Origin of the sequence: Hymenobacter siberiensis, from assembly GCF_018967865.2 — a bacterium.
Lineage (GTDB): Bacteria > Bacteroidota > Bacteroidia > Cytophagales > Hymenobacteraceae > Hymenobacter > Hymenobacter siberiensis.
The window spans coordinates 3,887,694-3,904,413 of the sequence record NZ_JAHLZY020000001.1 but is presented as its reverse complement, the minus strand read 5'-3'; the positions used below and the strand labels follow the sequence as shown (position 1 = coordinate 3,904,413).

The following is a 16,720-nucleotide window of genomic DNA, read 5'->3' as shown; positions in this document are numbered from 1 at the left end:
AGCAGCAATGGCAAGCGGTAGCATTCAATACAAAACCGAAGAAGAGATTGACCTCATCCGTGCCAGCGCGCTTGTGCTGGCCAAGGCTCACGGCGAAGTCGCGAGCATGGTGAAGGAAGGAGTGACGACGCGGCAGCTTGATAAGCGCGCAGAGGAATTCATCCGGGACCATGGTGGAGTGCCATCCTTTAAAGGGTATAATAAGTTTCCCTACAGCCTGTGCCTCTCGCCGAACTCGGTGGTGGTGCACGGGTTCGCTACCGACGAGCCCCTGAAGAGTGGCGATATTCTCTCGGTGGATTGCGGGGTTTATCTGAATGGTTTCCACTCAGATAGTGCTTACACCTACCCAATCGGGGAGGTAGCGCCGGAAATACTCACGTTGCTGCGGGAAACCAAAGCTTCGCTGTACAAAGGCATTGAACAAGCCGTGAGCGGCAACCGCGTGGGCGATATCAGCTACGCCATCCAGAACCATGTGGCCCCGATGGGCTACGGGGTTGTGCGCGAGTTGGTCGGCCACGGAGTTGGTGCGAAGTTGCATGAGAAACCTGAGGTGCCGAACTACGGCAAGCGGGGTTCCGGGCCGCTTTTGCAAACGGGCTTGGTCATCGCCATCGAACCGATGGTGAATCTGGGTAAAAAAGACGTGGTACAGGAGGCGGATGGCTGGACTATCCGTACCAAGGACCGCAAAGCATCGGCGCACTTTGAGCATACCGTTGTTGTTAGAAAAGAAAAGGCGGAGATTCTCACCTCCTTTGAGTACATCGAAAAAGCATTGCAGCAGTAGCCCTTATGGCAAAACAAGCCTCGATTGAGCAGGACGGAACCATCCTGGAAGCCCTCTCCAACGCCATGTTCCGCGTGGAACTGGAGAATGGTCACCAGCTGATTGCCCACATTTCGGGTAAGATGCGGATGCACTACATCAAAATTCTGCCCGGCGACAAAGTGAAGCTGGAAATGTCTCCTTACGACTTGTCGAAGGGCCGCATCAAGTATCGCTACAAGTAATATCCTTGCTTCTAGACGAGTTCAATGATAACTGGAAGCCATTCTTTTATGGTTCTAAAGCAGTTGTTACTTTTGTTCTTGCCTTGGTTGTTTTCGGTATTACAAAGCAGCCAACTTCTTCCACAGAAATTCTAGAAGCAAAACCGCAAGTAATAATAAGTAACTCTTTTCAGCAATGAAAGTCAAAACCTCCATAAAAAAGCGTAGCGTTGACTGCAAGATTGTGCGTCGCAACGGCAAGCTCTACGTTATCAACAAGAAAAACCCACGCTTTAAGCAGCGTCAGGGTTAATTCAATTTTTAGAACCCTGGAACCTTGGGTACTGAGTCGTTGGTTATTCGCCCCCGGCCCGCCTTCCAAGTAGTTGCCGGGTTTCTGTCCGCAAACACATAACCATCCAATATGGCTCGTATCGCAGGGGTTGATATCCCGGACAACAAGCGCGGCGAAATTTCGCTGACCTACATTTTCGGCATTGGCCGGAGCAACGCCAGCAAGATTCTGGTAAAAGCTGGCATCGATGTCAACAAGAAGGTGAAGGACTGGACTGACGAGGAGTCGGGTGCCGTCCGCGCTATCATTGCTGCCGAGCACAAGACCGAAGGCGTGCTGCGCTCGGAAGTAACGACGAACATCAAGCGTTTGATGGACATCGGCTGCTACCGTGGTCTGCGTCACCGCAAAGGTCTGCCAGTTCGTGGTCAGCGTACCAAGAACAACTCGCGTACCCGCAAGGGCAAGCGCAAGACTGTGGCCGGCAAGAAGAAGGCAACTAAATAAACTTAACCGGGAATCAGGGTAAGTTAAAAGTGAAGAGTTAGGAGTTAAGAGTTGGCTGTTTAATCAACTTTTAACTCTCAACTTTTAACCCTTAATTTACACTAACACCTCCCGCATTTTTTGCGATAACCAAATGGCACAAAAAAGAAAAGACAAAGCCAAGAAGCGCGTTGTCGTGGTGGAGCAGGTTGGCCAGGTACACATCCGTGCCTCGTTCAACAACATCATCATCTCGATTACGAACAATAACGGTCAAGTGATTTCGTGGGCTTCGGCCGGCAAAATGGGCTTCCGTGGTTCGAAGAAGAATACGCCTTACGCCGCCCAAATGGCGATGAGCGACTGCGGTAAAGTAGCCCACGACTTGGGCATGCGCAAAGCCGAAGTCTTCGTAAAAGGCCCGGGTTCGGGCCGTGAGTCGGCCATCCGCGCCCTCGGCAACGTGGGTATTGAGGTGACCACCATCCGCGACGTAACGCCGCTGCCCCACAACGGCTGCCGCCCTCCCAAGCGTCGTCGCGTTTAGTTTTTCACTTCAGAAATTAGATTACAATGGCACGTTATACCGGCCCAACCTCAAAAATTGCCCGTCGCTTCAACGAGGCGATTTTCGGCCCGAGCAAAGCGCTCAACAAAAAAGCCTATCCTCCGGGCCAGCACGGCCGTGGCCGTCGCAAGAAGCAGTCGGAGTATGCGGTCCAGCTGATGGAGAAGCAGAAGGTGAAGTACATGTACGGCATGTTGGAGAAGCAATTCGAAAACCTGTTCCACAAAGCAGCAGCGCTTCCCGGCATCACCGGCGATAACCTGCTCGCGCTGTTGGAAGCCCGTCTGGACAACGCCGTGTACCGTTTGGGCATTGCCTCGACGCGTCGCGCTGCCCGCCAGCTCGTTGGTCACAAGCACATCACCGTAAACGGTGAAGTGGTGAACATCCCTTCGTACCACCTCCGTCCCGGCGACATTGTTGCCGTTCGGGAGAAGTCGAAGTCGTTGGAAGCCATCACCACGAGCCTTTCGGTTCGCAACTCGCGCCAGTTCTCCTGGCTGGAGTGGGACGGCAAGGAGTTGGCTGGCAAGTTCATCAACGCCCCCGCCCGTGAGCTGATTCCGGAGAAAATCACCGAGCAGCTCATCGTCGAACTGTATTCGAAGTAAATAGCGCTACTGGTAGCGGCCCGGCAATTTGTCGGGCCGCTCTTGTGCTTATACTTCACCCAATTTTTTTACATTTTTTACGCCCCACATATGTCAATCTTAGCTTTTCAGATGCCGGAGAAAGTGGTGATGGAGAAATCCGACGACTTCACCGGGACGTTTGAATTTAAGCCGCTCGAGAAGGGCTACGGCGTCACCATTGGCAATGCGCTGCGTCGCATTCTGTTGTCGTCGCTGGAGGGTTTCGCCATCACGTCGGTGCGCACCAACAGCGTGCTGCACGAGTTTTCGACCATCGAAGGGGTGATTGAGGACATGTCCGAAATCATCCTGAACTTGAAGATGGTCCGCTTCAAGAAAGTGAGCGATGCCATCTCGGATAAAATTACGGTGCGCGTGAAAGGCCAGGATTCCTTTTCGGGCGCTGATATTGCCAAGTTCGCCAGCGGCTTTGAAGTACTGAACCCTGACCACGTGATTGCTCACCTGGACCCCAGTACCGAGCTGGAGTTTGAGTTGACGATTGCCCGTGGCCGTGGCTACGTGCCCGCCGACGAGAACAAGCCGGCTGACCAGGTTTTCGGTCAGATTGCCATCGATGCTATCTACACGCCTATTAAGAACGTGAAGTACAGCATTGAGAACACCCGCGTGGAGCAGAAGACCGACTATGAGAAGCTCGTTATCGAGATTCAGACCGACGGTTCGATTCACCCGGAGGAGGCACTGAAAGGTGCGGCCAATATTCTCATTCAGCACTTTATGTTGTTCTCGGACAACACGATGACCCTCGAGGGTCCTCGTGTAACGGAGGACGAGCCGATTGATGAGGAAACCATGCAGATGCGCAAGATGCTCAAGACTCCTTTGGAGGACATGGAGCTCAGCGTACGCGCCAAGAACTGCCTCAAGGCTGCCGACATCAAGACGATGGGCGAACTGGTGCAGCTCGAAATCGCCGACATGATGAAATTCCGCAACTTTGGCAAGAAGAGCCTGACCGAGCTGGAAAACCTCGTTGAAGAGCGTGGTTTGGAGTTTGGGATGGACCTGGGCAAGTATCGCCTGGAGGAAGACTAGATTTTATAGTGTGGAGATGTGATAATGTGGAAATGTGAGCTTCGCGCTCAGCCCACAACTTTCACATCTCCACATTTTTTATTTTCACATTTTATCCACAGTGTGCCCAAGGGGCAGCGGTTCTAATGAGGCCTTTTTGGCCCGCCGTGGTCGCCGCCCGCAAGCACACACTTTTTCAAACGTCCAATGCGACACGGAAGAAAGATTAACCATTTGGGCCGGACTACCGCCCACCGTCACGCCATGTTGTCGAACATGTCGTCTTCGCTCATCCTGTACAAGCGCGTTACCACGACGGTAGCTAAGGCCAAGGCCCTGCGCAAGTACATCGAGCCGCTGCTGACCAAGTCTAAAGACGATACGACGCACTCGCGTCGCATGGTGTTCGCTGCGTTGCAGGACAAGGAGTCGATTAAGGAGTTGTTTGGTAATATTTCGGGCAAAATTGCTAACCGTCCCGGTGGCTATACCCGCATTCTGAAGCTGAGCGATACCCGTTTGGGTGACAACGCCGAGATGTGCATCATCGAGCTGGTGGACTTCAACGAAACGTTGATGGACGCTAAGACGGCTGCTGCAGAAAAGGCTACTGCTACGACCCGTCGTTCGCGCAGCCGTGGTGGTAAGAAAGCCGCTGGCGACGACGCTACTTCGGCTACCGAAGTAACCGGCGAAGCTGTAGCTCCTGCCGCTGTAGTTGAGCACTCGGCTCCGGCTGACACTGCTACTGAAACCGTTAAGGATGGCGAGAGCCGCGAAGAGGCTAAGGCTGACGAAGCTGGTGCTTAATTCGTAGCAATTGCTATAAAGTGAAAAGGGACGCTCCGTAAGGGCGTCCCTTTTTTTGCGCGAAATTTTGCCGTGGCCAGACTAAATCCTACGGCTTGTCGGGGCTGATTCAATCGTTAGCACAGGCAAGGGATGACGCGTTTGCGAAGGCTTTGATATGCTCTTTTACCGGGTGAATTGTGCTTATGCCGGCTGATTCGCGTACGTTTGCAGCATATTTAACTGTTAACAAAACGACTTGCTATGAGCTTCATCTCGCAAATTCACGCTCGCCAGATTTTTGATTCCCGCGGTAATCCGACGGTAGAAGTTGATGTTACGCTCGATTCGGGCGTGGTAGGCCGCGCCGCCGTTCCTTCGGGTGCCAGCACCGGCAAACATGAGGCGGTGGAAATGCGCGACAACGATAAGTCGATGTACATGGGCAAAGGCGTGCTGAAAGCCGTGGAGAACGTGAATTCGCGCATTGCGGAGGAACTGGTGGGCTTCTCGGTGTATGAGCAAGCCTTGCTCGATAAAATAATGATTGAGCTGGACGGCACGCCTAATAAAGCTAACCTGGGGGCTAATGCCATTCTGGGCGTGAGCCTGGCTGCTGCCCGTGCTGCGGCGCAGGATGCGGGCATGCCGCTATACCGCTACATCGGTGGGGTAGGGGCTTCGACGCTGCCGGTGCCGATGATGAACATCCTGAACGGCGGCTCGCACGCCGACAACTCGATTGACTTCCAGGAGTTCATGATTATGCCCACGGGCGCTTCGTCGTTCTCGGAAGCATTGCGCTGGGGTACGGAGATTTTCCACCACCTGAAAGACGTGCTGAAAAAGCAGGGCTTTAGCACCAACGTGGGTGACGAGGGCGGCTTTGCGCCGAACATCAAATCGAACGAGGACGCTATTAAAATTGTGTTGCAGGCCATTGAAACGGCTGGCTACCGCCCCGGCGAGGACGTGTTCATTGCCATGGATGCGGCCGTGTCGGAATTCTACGAGGATGGTGTGTACCACTTCAAGAAGAGCACCGGCGACAAGCTGACTTCGAGCCAGATGGTGGACTACTGGGCTGACTGGGTTAAGAAATACCCCATCATCAGCTTGGAAGATGGCATGGATGAGGATGACTGGAGCGGCTGGAAGAGCCTGACGGAGCGCGTGGGCAAGCAGACCCAGCTGGTGGGCGACGACCTGTTCGTGACCAATGTGGACCGCCTGCAGCGCGGCATCGACGAGAATATTGCCAATGCCATTCTCATCAAGGTGAACCAGATTGGCACGCTGACGGAAACCATCGCCGCCGTGAACCTGGGCCGTCGCAATGGCTACAAGAGCATCATGAGCCATCGCTCGGGTGAGACGGAGGACAGCACAATTGCCGATTTGGCCGTGGCGCTGAATACCGGCCAGATTAAGACGGGCTCGGCTTCGCGCTCGGACCGGATGGCGAAGTACAACCAGTTGCTCCGCATTGAGGAGGAACTTGGTGAGGTGGCGTACTTCCCTGGCAAGAAGATGTAAGTAATCACCTAGTTAGGATACCAAACGACCAATTTCGCATTAGCGGAATTGGTCGTTTGTATTACCTTTATAGCGATGAATCTACCTTCCTTCATTAGCCCGATACTTCGGGTAGTGCGCAGCTTCTATTTTCTGACCGGCGTGGGCTTTTTAGTCTGGATGCTGGTGTTCGATGCCAACGACGTGGGCAAGCAGTTCGACATCTACCAGAAATGGACGGAGTTGCGCAATGAGAAGCAATACTACCTCGACAACATTGAGGTGGTGAAAAAAGACCGGGCCGAACTGATGAGCTCGCCAGCATTGCTGGAAAAATTTGCGCGGGAGAAATACCTGATGAAACGCCCCGGTGAGGACGTATTCGTGTTGGTGCCCCAAAGCGATAATCAATAACGGGAAACGCAGGAAGTGTAGTGATATGGCAATATTGTTGCGTAAAATCTGTGTCCGTATGAATTGCTGGAATTTCTACTAATTCTCCTTTTATTTTTAATCCTTTCCACATGAAGCAACCCTACGACGCGATTTTCCGGAAACCTGTGCGCTGGTGCGTATTGGTGGCCGCGCTGCTCTGGAGCCAGCTGGCGAATGCGCAGACCTACCTTTTGCCGGTTTCGGGCATTACCACTGTAACGACCTGCGCGGGTACGCTCTACGACGATGGCGGGGCGGCGGGGCCTTATTCGGCCAATGCGTTGGGGGGGGGCTACGATGGTGCCCGCCACGGCCGGCAATAAAATCCGGCTGCAATTCAGCCAGTTCAACATTGACCCTTACTACGATGTGGTGCGGATTTATTACGGCAGCTCGACTTCGGCCCCGCTCATTGGGGAGTACACCAACTACAACCTGCCCCCCGCTTCGGTATATGCCACCAACGCCACGGGCAGCCTGACGGTCGTACTCCAAAGTGACTACTACTACTACTACTACTACTACCTGAGCGGCATTGAAGCAGTTACTTCGTGCGTGACGACGATGCCGCTGGCCGATTTGGCCGTGCAGGGGGCGTCGGTTAGTCCGCTGAGCACGGTGGCCGGCAACACGGTGTCGCTGAGCTGCTCCATCTATAACATTGGGGCGGGCGTGGCTACCAGCAGCAACGTAGGGTATTATTTCTCGACTGATGCTATACTGGATGCCAGCGACGTGCTGCTGGGCAATTCGACGGGCTACGCGCTGAATCCGGGCTTGTCGAGCAGCCGTTACGCTTCGGTTACCATTCCGGCTACGACTGCCCCGGGCAGCTATTACATCCTGTTTGCTGGCGACTACCTGAACCAGGTGAGTGAGAGCAACGAAAATAATAATGTGGCTTCGGTGAACGTGACAGTGGTAGCGCCCAGCATTGACCTGACCATTCTGCAGCCTTCGGTGACGCCAACGACTACGGCCGTGGGTACGCCGATATCCATGAGCTGCTCCATTCTGAACACGGGCAATGCCGTGGCACCCAGTAGCAGCATGGGCTTCTACATCTCGACGAACAATACGCTGGATGCTTAATGACATCCTGCTGACTTCGCAGTACAGTGGGCCGCTCACGACGACGTATTCGTCGTCGCGCTACGGCACGGCGGCCATTCCGACGGGCCTGACGCCCGGGACGTACTACATTTTGTTTGTAGCGGATTATCAGGGCCAGGTAGCGGAGACGAATGAGAACAACAACGTTGCTTCTGTGGTAATTACGGTGGCCCCTCCCGGCGTGGATTTGATAGTGCAGCAGCCCTCGCTCTACTACAGCTCGACCGTGCCGGGTGGTACGGTGCAGGCCTCGGCATCGGTATTTACCAAGGCAACGTGACTGCTACGAGCAGCACGCTGGGCTTTTACCTTTCAACCAATACTACGCTGGATGTCAGCGACGTGTTGCTGTCGACCGTGACGGGCGGTGCATTGGCTGCCAACTTGTCGTCGTACCGCTCGGCTAACCTGACGGTGCCAGTAGGTACGGCGGCGGGTAGTTACTACGTGCTGTTCGTGGCCGACCCGGCCAACGCCGTGACGGAAACCAATGAGACCAACAACGTAAGCAGCCTGGCCCTGACGGTAATTGCGCCGACGGTGGACCTGTCGGTGACTTATCCATATGTATCGCCGACTACGGTGGCGGCAGGGGCCAGCGCCAATGCTTCGTGCTACCTCAACAACCTGGGCAATGCGGTAGCCAGCCCGGCTAAGTGCTTGTTCCAAATTAAATAGTTGATGCATTTGGCATAACTAACTGATAGCAAACAAGAAAGAGAAAGGCTAAAAGCTAATGGTTCTGCACTTAACATTGGCTTTTATTTGTCGACTGACAACGTGTTCAGCGCGAACGATGTGCTGGTGGGCAGCCAGCCGAATACCACGCTGTACGGCGGTGGCTATCTGAGCATCTACTCGAATATTACGGTGCCGACCGGCACGGCTACGGGCACGTACTACGTGCTGTTTGTGGCCGCCCCGGCCAACCTGGTGGCCGAAACCAACGAGAACAACAACGTGGCCAGCACCACCATTCAGGTAGTGGCTCCGGGCATCGACCTGCAGATTTCGCAGGTGTTCATGAACCTCACGTCGGTGGCCCCCGGCACGTCGGTTGGGGTTACGTCTTATATCTACAACTCGGGCAACACTACCTCGCCGAGCAGCAACGTGGGCTACTACCTGTCGAGCAACACCACCTTGGATGCCAACGACATGCTGATGAGTACCACCACCGGCGGCCAGCTGGGGGCCAACCAGTCGTCGACCTCGTATAGCAGCGTAACCGTTCCCACGGGTACTGCCGCCGGCAACTACTACCTGCTGGCCGTAGCCGACCCCACGAACGTGGTGAGTGAAACCAACGAAAATAACAACGTGGGCTATTACCAGTTTACGGTGACAGGTCCCTTCACGGGCATTATCGTGCCTTACAGCGGCAGCAATACCGTGACCACCTGCAACACGACGGTGTATGACCACGGTGGATTTGGCAACTACTCGGACAATGCCAACGGTACGCTGACCATTAACCCCGGCACGGCCAACAGCCGCATCCAGCTTTCGTTCAACTCATTTGTGTTGGAAGGCTGCTGCGACCGATTAATGATTTACGATGGCCCGAATGCCCAGTCGCCGCTGCTGGCCACGCTCACGGCCATGCCGTCGCTGCCCATCATGGCTACCAACTCGACCGGTGTCCTAACGCTGGTGTTCACGAGCGATGGCAGCGTGACGTACGCGGGCTTTGATGCCGCCGTGACCTGCGTAACCGCTCCCGTGGTGCTGCCCGACCTACTGCTGACGCAGATTGGCGCTTCGCCTTCGTCGGTACCCGCCGGGGGCAACCTCTCGCTGAGTGCCACAGTGGCCAACCAGGGCGGCGGCTCGGCGGCCAACTCGGCCGTGGGGTACTACCTCTCCACCAACCAGACGCTGGATGCCAGCGACATTCTGCTGGGCAGCAGCGCCGGCACTTCCCTGGCGGTCAGCGCGAGCGCCACCCACCAGCTGGTGGCCGCAGTGCCGGCCAGCGTGACGCCCGGGGCGTACTACGTGCTATTTATGGCCGACCCGCTGAACGTGGTGGCTGAATCGAACGAAACTAACAACCTGGCATCGCTGGCCGTGACGGTAACCACCGGCCTGGCTGCCCGCGAGCAAACGGCTGGCTACAGCGTGGCCGTGGCACCCAATCCCGTGGCCAATGGCAATGCCCTGCGCGTGCAAATGACCGGAGTGGGCGCTACCTGCACGGCTTCGGTGGACCTGTTCAATGCCCTGGGGCAGCGCGTGAGCTCGCAGCAGCTGCAGTTGGGTACCGGCCGTGCCAATCAGGCTGAGATTTCGATGCGTGGCCTGGCTACTGGGGTGTATGTGCTGCACCTCACCGGCCCAAACCTGAACGTGACCCGGCGCGTGGTAATCGAATAACCTGCACAAGCGAACCGGCCTCACCCGTGGGCCGCCGCCCCCGCTTATTTTTGGCCATGCAAGCACCCCCCAACCCCTAACCGAATGCAGTGGCTTCCCGCCGCCAGCGCAGGCTTGCTGCTGCTGAGTCTCACGGCCGTGGGAATGGGCCGCAGTGGCTTGAAAGGCATGCAGCATAACGCACGGCGGCCCAGCCAGAGCCAGGCAGCGGGCCAGTTCCTGCGGGCAGTATTGCGCGCCAATTATTCGGGGGCTTATGGCCGGTTGGCACCGGAAGTGCGGCAGGGGATTAGCCTGCCGAGGTTTGTTGCTGCTGCCCGGCCACTCTGGAAAAGCGGCCAGCGGCCCGGTCGCGGCACGGCCATCGAACTATACAAGCTGGGAATGCGGCTGGGCGATAAGGGCAGCTCGCGGCTGTTCTACAGCTTTTCCTTCGCGGCTGATTCGAGCCTGCGAATCCCATCGGAGTTGCTGGAAGTTACGTTTCGGGACACGGCCAGCCGGGCAGTGCTGGACTTTAGCCTGCGCCCCAACGGCGTAGCGGTGCCAAACAAGCCAACCGGCACAAAACCGCACGGCCGGTAGCAGCTGGTGATTCAGGCTCTGCGCGGGCGTTTGCTAATCTAAGCAGTTTATGGCAGGCATATTTTGCCCAGGCTGATGTCGGGGTTGCCCGCAATGGTTTCGTTAGCCAGCACGGCGAATAGCACGGCTTCTTTGGCATCGGCGGGGATGCCCAGTGCGTCGATGGGTGCAATGCGGACGGCGGGTAGGTGCCGTTGCAGGGCCTGAAGCAGCGCGCTATTGTGGCTGCCGCCGCCGCTTACGTAGCAGGTCGCGTCGGGCTGTTCGGTGGCCGGGAAGCACTGGTGAACGGCAGTGGCTACGCCGGTAGCCGTTAGCTCGACCAGGGTGGCCAACACATCGGCGGGTGGGAGGGAGGAAGTACCGGTTGTAATCTGCGCCTCGTGCAGGTAGGCGGGGGCAAACAGCTCGGGGCCGGTGGTTTTGGGCAGTGGCGCGGCGAAGAACGGATGGTTCAGCAGCTCCCGCAGCAGGGCTGCATGAACGGTGCCACTGGCCGCAATGGCACCGTTCTCATCGTACTCGCGGCCCGGGAAATGCTGCCGCGTCACGGCATCGAGCAGGGTATTGCCGGGGCCGGTGTCGGTGGTGAGGGGCAGGCCGGCGGCGGGCTGGGCCGGCAGGTAGGTGAAGTTGGCAATGCCGCCCAGGTTGAGCAGCAGGCGGTTTTCGGTGGGCGAAGCAAATAACAGCTGGTCGGCGTAGCCGGCCAGCGGGGCACCCTCAAAGCCGTGGGCTACGTGTTTTTGCCGGAAATCGGCCACGGTGCTGATGCCGGTGAGCGCCGCCAGGTGGTCGCCATCGCCGATTTGCAGCGTGGCATGGTATGGAAATTCAGCATGCTGATGCTGATGGTGCGGGGCGTGCCAGATGGTTTGGCCGTGGCTGGCAATGAGGTCGACCTCGGCCACCGCCACCTGCCACGATTGCAGGCAGACCAGCACCATTTCCGCGTGTTGCCGAGCCACCTCAGCGTTTAGGATGGCCACGTCCTGCAACGCCACCGTGGGCTGCGAGATGGCCCGCAGCCGCTGCCGGAATTCCGCAGAATAGGGCAGGGTGGTAAAATGCTCCAGTGTGGTCTGTAGCCCCGCACCATGGCCTTCGCAGTGGCACAGGGCCACGTCCAGCCCATCGAGCGAAGTGCCCGACATGAGGCCGATGATGCGGCGGCTGGGCTGCTGCGCCACGGCGACAAGACGAGCGAGGTAGGGATTCACGGGTAGGCCTTTGAGAATTTTGCGAGAGTATAAAAAGCAGTTTGTGTCCCGTTGTGCCGATTGGCCGGGGGCTAACCGATTTTCTTGCCCGCCATGGCTTGCTGAATGGAAATGTTCATCACGCGCTCGGCATAGGGGCGGGTCAGCTCATCGAGCTCGTCCATGGCTTTCAGAATGGGGTCGCGCTCAGTGCCGGCCAGCGCGGCTTGCACGATGGCTACCTGGGCTGCGGTGGCAGTCAGCTCAGTTTCGGTGAGGTGCTGGCGGTTTTTGCGGGTGAAATTACTCACCTGGTACAACAGCTGCTCGGCGGCGGTGCGGGCTTCGATGAGCAAGCGCGCGGCTACATCGTCCTTGGCATTCACCAGCGAATCCATCAGCATCTGCTCCACTTGCTCATCGGTGAGGCCGTACTGGGGCTTTATTTCCACCTGCTGGCGCGTGTTGGAGCGCAGCTCGATGGCTTCCACTTGCAGGATGCCATCGGCGTTCAGCAGGAAGTTCACATCGACCTTGGGCAGGCCGGCGGGCATGGCCGGGATGCCAGTGAGGATGAATTCGCCCAGCTTGCGGTTCTGGCTCACGAGGTCGCGCTCGCCTTGGTACACGGCGATTTTCAGGTTCACCTGCCCATCCACGCTGGTGGTGTACTGGCGGCCGGCCTTGGTTGGGATTTTCGAGTTGCGCGGGATAATTGGGTCCAGCAGGCCGCCCAGCGTTTCGATGCCCAGCGTGAGCGGCGTCACATCGAGCAGCAGCACGTCGCGCCGGTTGCCGGCCAAAATATCGGCCTGAATGGCTGCGCCCAGGGCCACCACCTCATCCGGATTCAGCGAGTTATTAGCCGGCTGCCCGAAGAACTCCGAAACCGCGTCGTACACCAGCGGCACGCGGGTGGAGCCGCCTACCAGCAGTACGGCATCCAGTTTGGTTTCGAGCTTAGCATCGGCCAGGGCCTGGCGGCAGGCGGCAATGGTGCGGTCCACCAGCGGGCGAATCAGCGCATCGAATTGCGTGCGGGTAAGCGTAACGGGGATGTTGCGGCCGGCCTCATCGGTGAGGTGGGTCGTAAAATCGTCGTGCTGGCTGAGGTATTTCTTGGCTATCTCGGCGGCCAGGCGCAGCTGCTGCTGCAGGTGCGGGTTGGTGTGGAAGGTATCCGAAAGGCCGAAGGTGGCCGTCCAATGGTCCACCACAGCGCGGTCGAGGTCGTCGCCCCCGAGGTAGGTGTCGCCGTTGGTGCTCAGTACCTCAAAAATGCCCTGCTGAATGCGCAGAATGCTGATATCGAAGGTGCCGCCGCCGAGGTCGTACACGGCCACGGTTTTCTCCTCGTCGGGGTCGAGGCCGATGCCGTAGGCCAGGGCCGCCGCCGTAGGCTCGTTCACGATGCGCAGCACTTCGAGGCCGGCCAGACGGCCCGCATCACGCGTGGCCTGGCGCTGCGAGTCGTTGAAATAAGCCGGCACGGTGATAACGGCGCGGTTTACCGGGGTTTTGAGGGCGTGCTCGGCGCGGGCCCGCAACTCCCGCAGGATATCCGCCGAAAGCTCAATAGGGGAGAAGAACCGGTCATCGACCCGGATTTTTACCAAGCCTTCGGAATTATCGTCGATAACCTTGTAGCCGAGCTGGCTGGCGTGCTGGCCCAGGTCGCGGTAGCTTTTGCCCAGCAGGCGCTTCACGGAGTAGATGGTGCGCTGCGGGTCGGTGAGGAGGTACTCACGCGCATCGGTACCAACGATGGGGTCGGCCCTATCGGCGGGAAAATGTACCACCGATGGCACAATGGTGCCCCGGCCCAAATCATTTATGGCGGCGGGCTGGCGGCTTTCGGGGTGCACGTAGGCCACAAGGCTATTGGTGGTGCCCAGGTCGATGCCGACAATGATTTCTTCCTGCTGAAAGCTGCCGGTGGCCAGATTGATTGATACTGTAGCCATATAAACGAGGGGCTACCACTACCGGTAACCCGAAAAATGAAAATAAAAGGTGCCAAAAAGCGCGTTGCAAAAGTACGGGGTAAAGCCCGCCCTCCTGTGGGATGGTAAAGGGCCTCAAAGCATATGAACAGGACTTGCCAAAATCTTATTGAACTATTATTAGAAAAATCAAAACCGAAGTTGCGAGTCTGAACGTAGAGAAAGAACAGCTGTGTAGTCAAGCTCGAAAAGGCCACATGACGGAGTTGTTTAGAAAGTCACAAAAGGTACTCAAACGGTGATGCAGAGCGCAGCGCAGCATCTTGCTCGCATCGTTGAACGGGCCTGACGATGCGAGCAAGATGCTGCGCTGCGCTCTGCATCACCGTTCGGGGACTTTCTAAACAGCTTCGACATAAGGTTTTGATGGTTGTACAGTCTAGCTTACAATTCATTTCAGGTTTCCTTACACCACACCTCCAACCCATTTCCCAAAAGTTTTTTATGAAAAATTTACTTACTCGTCCTCTGTTCCAGGCTGCTCTGCTCGCAACCGCGGCAGGAGGTGTGGTGGCCCTAAGCAGCCAGCACAACACGCTGGAGGCCTCCAGCCACCGCGAAGCTCCGCTCATCGCCGACGACCCGTTGGCTGATAACACCGACCTGTACGCCTTCCGTAGCCCCGACTCGCCTAACAACGACGGTGCCGCCAGCGTAACCATCATTGCCAACTACATTCCGTTGGAGCTGCCCCAGGGCGGACCTAACTACAACACCTTCGGCGAGAACATCCGCTACGAAATTCACGTGAAAAACAACTCGGCTACGGCCGGCGACGACATCACGTACCGTTTCACGTTCACCCGTGCCAACCAGGACCCCACCACGTTCTTCAATATCCGTCTGGGTATGCAGAACCTGAAGACTACTTACATCGTCGAAAAAAGCGTAGGTGGTGGTGCTTTCACCAACGTAACCGTGGGTACAGGCATCGTACCTCCCCCCAACGTCGGCCCGCGCTCCATCAATGGTGCTGCTGGCTTGAACCAGGCGGCCACGTATGCTACGTTGATGAACAACGCCATTATGACGCTGCCGGACGGTACCAAAATCTTCTGCGGTGCCACCGACGACCCGTTCTTTGCTGACCTGGGCGGCATCTTCGACCTGGGCGGCATTCGTGCCCCCGGCGCAGCCCGCGATGGCCTCGCTCGCAAGAACACCCACGCCATTGCGCTGCAAATTCCGGTAACGGTGCTGGCCAAGACGGGCACTGCTGCCCTGACCAGCGCAACCAACATTCTCGATTCCAACTACATCATCGGTGTGTGGGCTTCGGCCAGCCGTCCGGCTACCCGGGTACTTTCGGCCACGGGTGCTGCGTCTACCGTATCGGGCAACTATGTGCAGGTATCGCGCATCGGTATGCCTTTGCTGAACGAAGTAATCAACCCCATCGGAGCTAAGGATGCCTGGAACGCGGGCACTCCTTACGCCGAGGTTGCCGCTACGGACGAATACCTGTCGAACCCGGAGCTGGGCCTGTACATGGCCGATAACACGCCTTCGGCTACGACGGCTCCCAAGCCGGCTGGCCAGACTTACTACGGTGAGGCGGTACCGGGCCTCGGCCCGCTGCGTATTCAGAGCAAGTCGCTGGCCGGCACCGCCGGTCTGCCCCCTGCTGGTTTCGACTTCCGCAACGGTGCTGCCGGCCTGAGCGGCCTGGCTGGCAATGCTGTCCTGAACGGCACGGCGCTGGCCACTACTGGTCCTGCTCCTTATGGCGCGTACCTGCTACGTGCCGGCAAGCCGCGCTCGGTCGATATCCTGCCGATTTTCCATACTGGTGTACCCAATTACCCTCCTTATCAGCTGGCAACCGGCAAAAACGGTAACCCGCTGGCCGCTGGCAAGCCCTTCATCAATAACTTCCTGTTGGTGGGTGGCTCGGCAAGCAACCCCGGTGGCGACATGCTGCGCCTGAACATGGCCGTACCGCCTACGGCTCGTAACTCGGCTAACTTCAGCTCGGAAGGCCTGCTGGCCGCCGCTGTACTGGGCCTGACGAACACGACCTACAACGGCAGCACGGCCGTGCAGAACATCCCCAACATGGACGGCTTCCCGAACGGTCGTCGCCTCGAGGATGACGTGACCCGCATCGAGCTGCAAGCCGTGGGTGGTGTGGTACTGGCCGCCATCGGCCTGTGGTACGACGACTACGCTGCTGGCTCCGCTAACCCCGTTACCCCACAGTTGGGCAACGTGCTGACCTTCAACGCTGGCGTAACTGCCAACGATACGACGTTCAAAGCTGCGTTCCCGTACTCGCAGACGCCCTGGAGCGGCACCAATGCTCAGCGCATAGCTCTGGCTCAGCGTGCTTCGGGCCTCGGATTGTCGCCTAACCTGACCGTGGCTCAGGCCTACCCCAACCCCTTCGCCGACCGCACCACGCTGCGCTTTGAGCTGCCTACCAAAGGCACGATGAGCATTGTTATCAGCGACGTGGCTGGCCGCAAGGTGGCTACTATTGCCAAGGACAAATCCTTCGGCGCAGGTGCCAACGAGTTGGTATGGACGCCGGGCCGCGATGTGGCTCCCGGCCAGTACATCGCGACGCTGTACAACGGCAGCACCGTGGTACAATCGGTACGCATCGAGCGCCAGTAATCGGCACTAGAAGCTAATTGAAAAGAGCCGTCGTTTAGTCCTTGTCTGGACTGGCGGCGGCTCTTTCTTTAGGC

Annotated in this window: 19 protein-coding genes; 17 read left to right on the top strand and 2 right to left on the bottom strand. The window is 57.5% G+C overall.

Annotation, left to right across the window (positions count from 1 at the left end; translation table 11 throughout):
• Positions 1-7: 7 nt before the first annotated feature.
• The 16 genes from map to KQ659_RS17270 all read left to right on the top strand — a co-directional run bounded on the left by map (position 8) and on the right by KQ659_RS17270 (position 10,828).
• Entirely contained in the window at positions 8-793 is a 786-nt protein-coding gene (gene map, locus KQ659_RS17340; RefSeq protein ID WP_168672167.1) for a type I methionyl aminopeptidase, read from the top strand.
• Between the two features lie 5 nt (positions 794-798).
• A complete protein-coding gene (gene infA, locus KQ659_RS17335; protein WP_035567874.1) occupies positions 799-1,017 on the top strand; it encodes a translation initiation factor IF-1 in 219 nt (72 codons plus the stop codon).
• Between the two features lie 175 nt (positions 1,018-1,192).
• On the top strand, positions 1,193-1,309 hold the full coding sequence (gene ykgO / locus KQ659_RS17330) for a type B 50S ribosomal protein L36 (protein ID WP_035567872.1): 117 nt from the start codon (positions 1,193-1,195) through the stop codon (positions 1,307-1,309).
• Between the two features lie 111 nt (positions 1,310-1,420).
• A complete protein-coding gene (gene rpsM / locus KQ659_RS17325; RefSeq protein ID WP_035567870.1) occupies positions 1,421-1,798 on the top strand; it encodes a 30S ribosomal protein S13 in 378 nt (125 codons plus the stop codon).
• A 133-nt stretch (positions 1,799-1,931) separates the two neighbouring features.
• Positions 1,932-2,324 (top strand): 30S ribosomal protein S11, encoded by a 393-nt coding sequence (gene rpsK / locus KQ659_RS17320; RefSeq protein ID WP_035567868.1) that lies wholly within the window; start codon positions 1,932-1,934, stop codon positions 2,322-2,324.
• Positions 2,325-2,350: 26 nt separating this feature from the next.
• A complete protein-coding gene (rpsD, locus tag KQ659_RS17315) occupies positions 2,351-2,956 on the top strand; it encodes a 30S ribosomal protein S4 (RefSeq protein WP_168672166.1) in 606 nt (201 codons plus the stop codon).
• 90 nt (positions 2,957-3,046) lie between these two features.
• Complete coding sequence (locus KQ659_RS17310; RefSeq protein WP_168672165.1) at positions 3,047-4,036, top strand: DNA-directed RNA polymerase subunit alpha; 990 nt, start codon at positions 3,047-3,049, stop codon at positions 4,034-4,036.
• 186 nt (positions 4,037-4,222) lie between these two features.
• Positions 4,223-4,825 carry a 50S ribosomal protein L17 gene (rplQ, locus tag KQ659_RS17305; RefSeq protein WP_216679915.1) on the top strand — a complete coding sequence of 201 codons (603 nt, stop codon included), beginning with the start codon at positions 4,223-4,225 and terminating at the stop codon, positions 4,823-4,825.
• A gap of 243 nt (positions 4,826-5,068) precedes the next feature.
• Complete coding sequence (gene eno, locus KQ659_RS17300; protein ID WP_168672163.1) at positions 5,069-6,340, top strand: phosphopyruvate hydratase; 1,272 nt, start codon at positions 5,069-5,071, stop codon at positions 6,338-6,340.
• A 75-nt stretch (positions 6,341-6,415) separates the two neighbouring features.
• The gene (locus KQ659_RS17295) at positions 6,416-6,733 is read left to right on the top strand and encodes an FtsB family cell division protein (RefSeq protein ID WP_216679916.1); all 318 of its coding nucleotides are present in this window, start codon (positions 6,416-6,418) and stop codon (positions 6,731-6,733) included.
• A 110-nt stretch (positions 6,734-6,843) separates the two neighbouring features.
• Entirely contained in the window at positions 6,844-7,077 is a 234-nt protein-coding gene (locus tag KQ659_RS17290; RefSeq protein ID WP_216679917.1) for a hypothetical protein, read from the top strand.
• On the top strand, positions 7,031-7,846 hold the full coding sequence (locus KQ659_RS17285) for a CARDB domain-containing protein (protein ID WP_216688128.1): 816 nt from the start codon (positions 7,031-7,033) through the stop codon (positions 7,844-7,846). Before KQ659_RS17290 ends, KQ659_RS17285 begins: the two co-directional genes overlap by 47 nt.
• Entirely contained in the window at positions 7,839-8,147 is a 309-nt protein-coding gene (locus tag KQ659_RS21590) for a CARDB domain-containing protein (protein WP_216679919.1), read from the top strand. The genes KQ659_RS17285 and KQ659_RS21590 overlap by 8 nt, the downstream gene beginning before the upstream one ends.
• Positions 8,144-8,545, top strand: coding sequence for a CARDB domain-containing protein (locus KQ659_RS17280; RefSeq protein WP_216679920.1), 402 nt, complete (start codon positions 8,144-8,146; stop codon positions 8,543-8,545). Before KQ659_RS21590 ends, KQ659_RS17280 begins: the two co-directional genes overlap by 4 nt.
• A gap of 75 nt (positions 8,546-8,620) precedes the next feature.
• The gene (locus tag KQ659_RS17275; protein WP_226915908.1) at positions 8,621-10,243 is read left to right on the top strand and encodes a CARDB domain-containing protein; all 1,623 of its coding nucleotides are present in this window, start codon (positions 8,621-8,623) and stop codon (positions 10,241-10,243) included.
• An 84-nt stretch (positions 10,244-10,327) separates the two neighbouring features.
• Complete coding sequence (locus KQ659_RS17270) at positions 10,328-10,828, top strand: hypothetical protein (protein ID WP_216688129.1); 501 nt, start codon at positions 10,328-10,330, stop codon at positions 10,826-10,828.
• Between the two features lie 47 nt (positions 10,829-10,875).
• On the opposite strand, the gene KQ659_RS17265 is transcribed toward KQ659_RS17270, so the two are convergent.
• Positions 10,876-12,048 (bottom strand): anhydro-N-acetylmuramic acid kinase, encoded by a 1,173-nt coding sequence (locus KQ659_RS17265; protein ID WP_226930025.1) that lies wholly within the window; start codon positions 12,046-12,048, stop codon positions 10,876-10,878.
• Between the two features lie 71 nt (positions 12,049-12,119).
• Entirely contained in the window at positions 12,120-13,991 is a 1,872-nt protein-coding gene (hscA, locus tag KQ659_RS17260; RefSeq protein WP_216688130.1) for a Fe-S protein assembly chaperone HscA, read from the bottom strand.
• Positions 13,992-14,474: 483 nt separating this feature from the next.
• On the opposite strand from hscA, the gene KQ659_RS17255 reads away from it, so the two are divergent.
• A complete protein-coding gene (locus KQ659_RS17255; RefSeq protein ID WP_216679924.1) occupies positions 14,475-16,646 on the top strand; it encodes a DUF4331 family protein in 2,172 nt (723 codons plus the stop codon).
• Positions 16,647-16,720 lie beyond the last annotated feature (74 nt).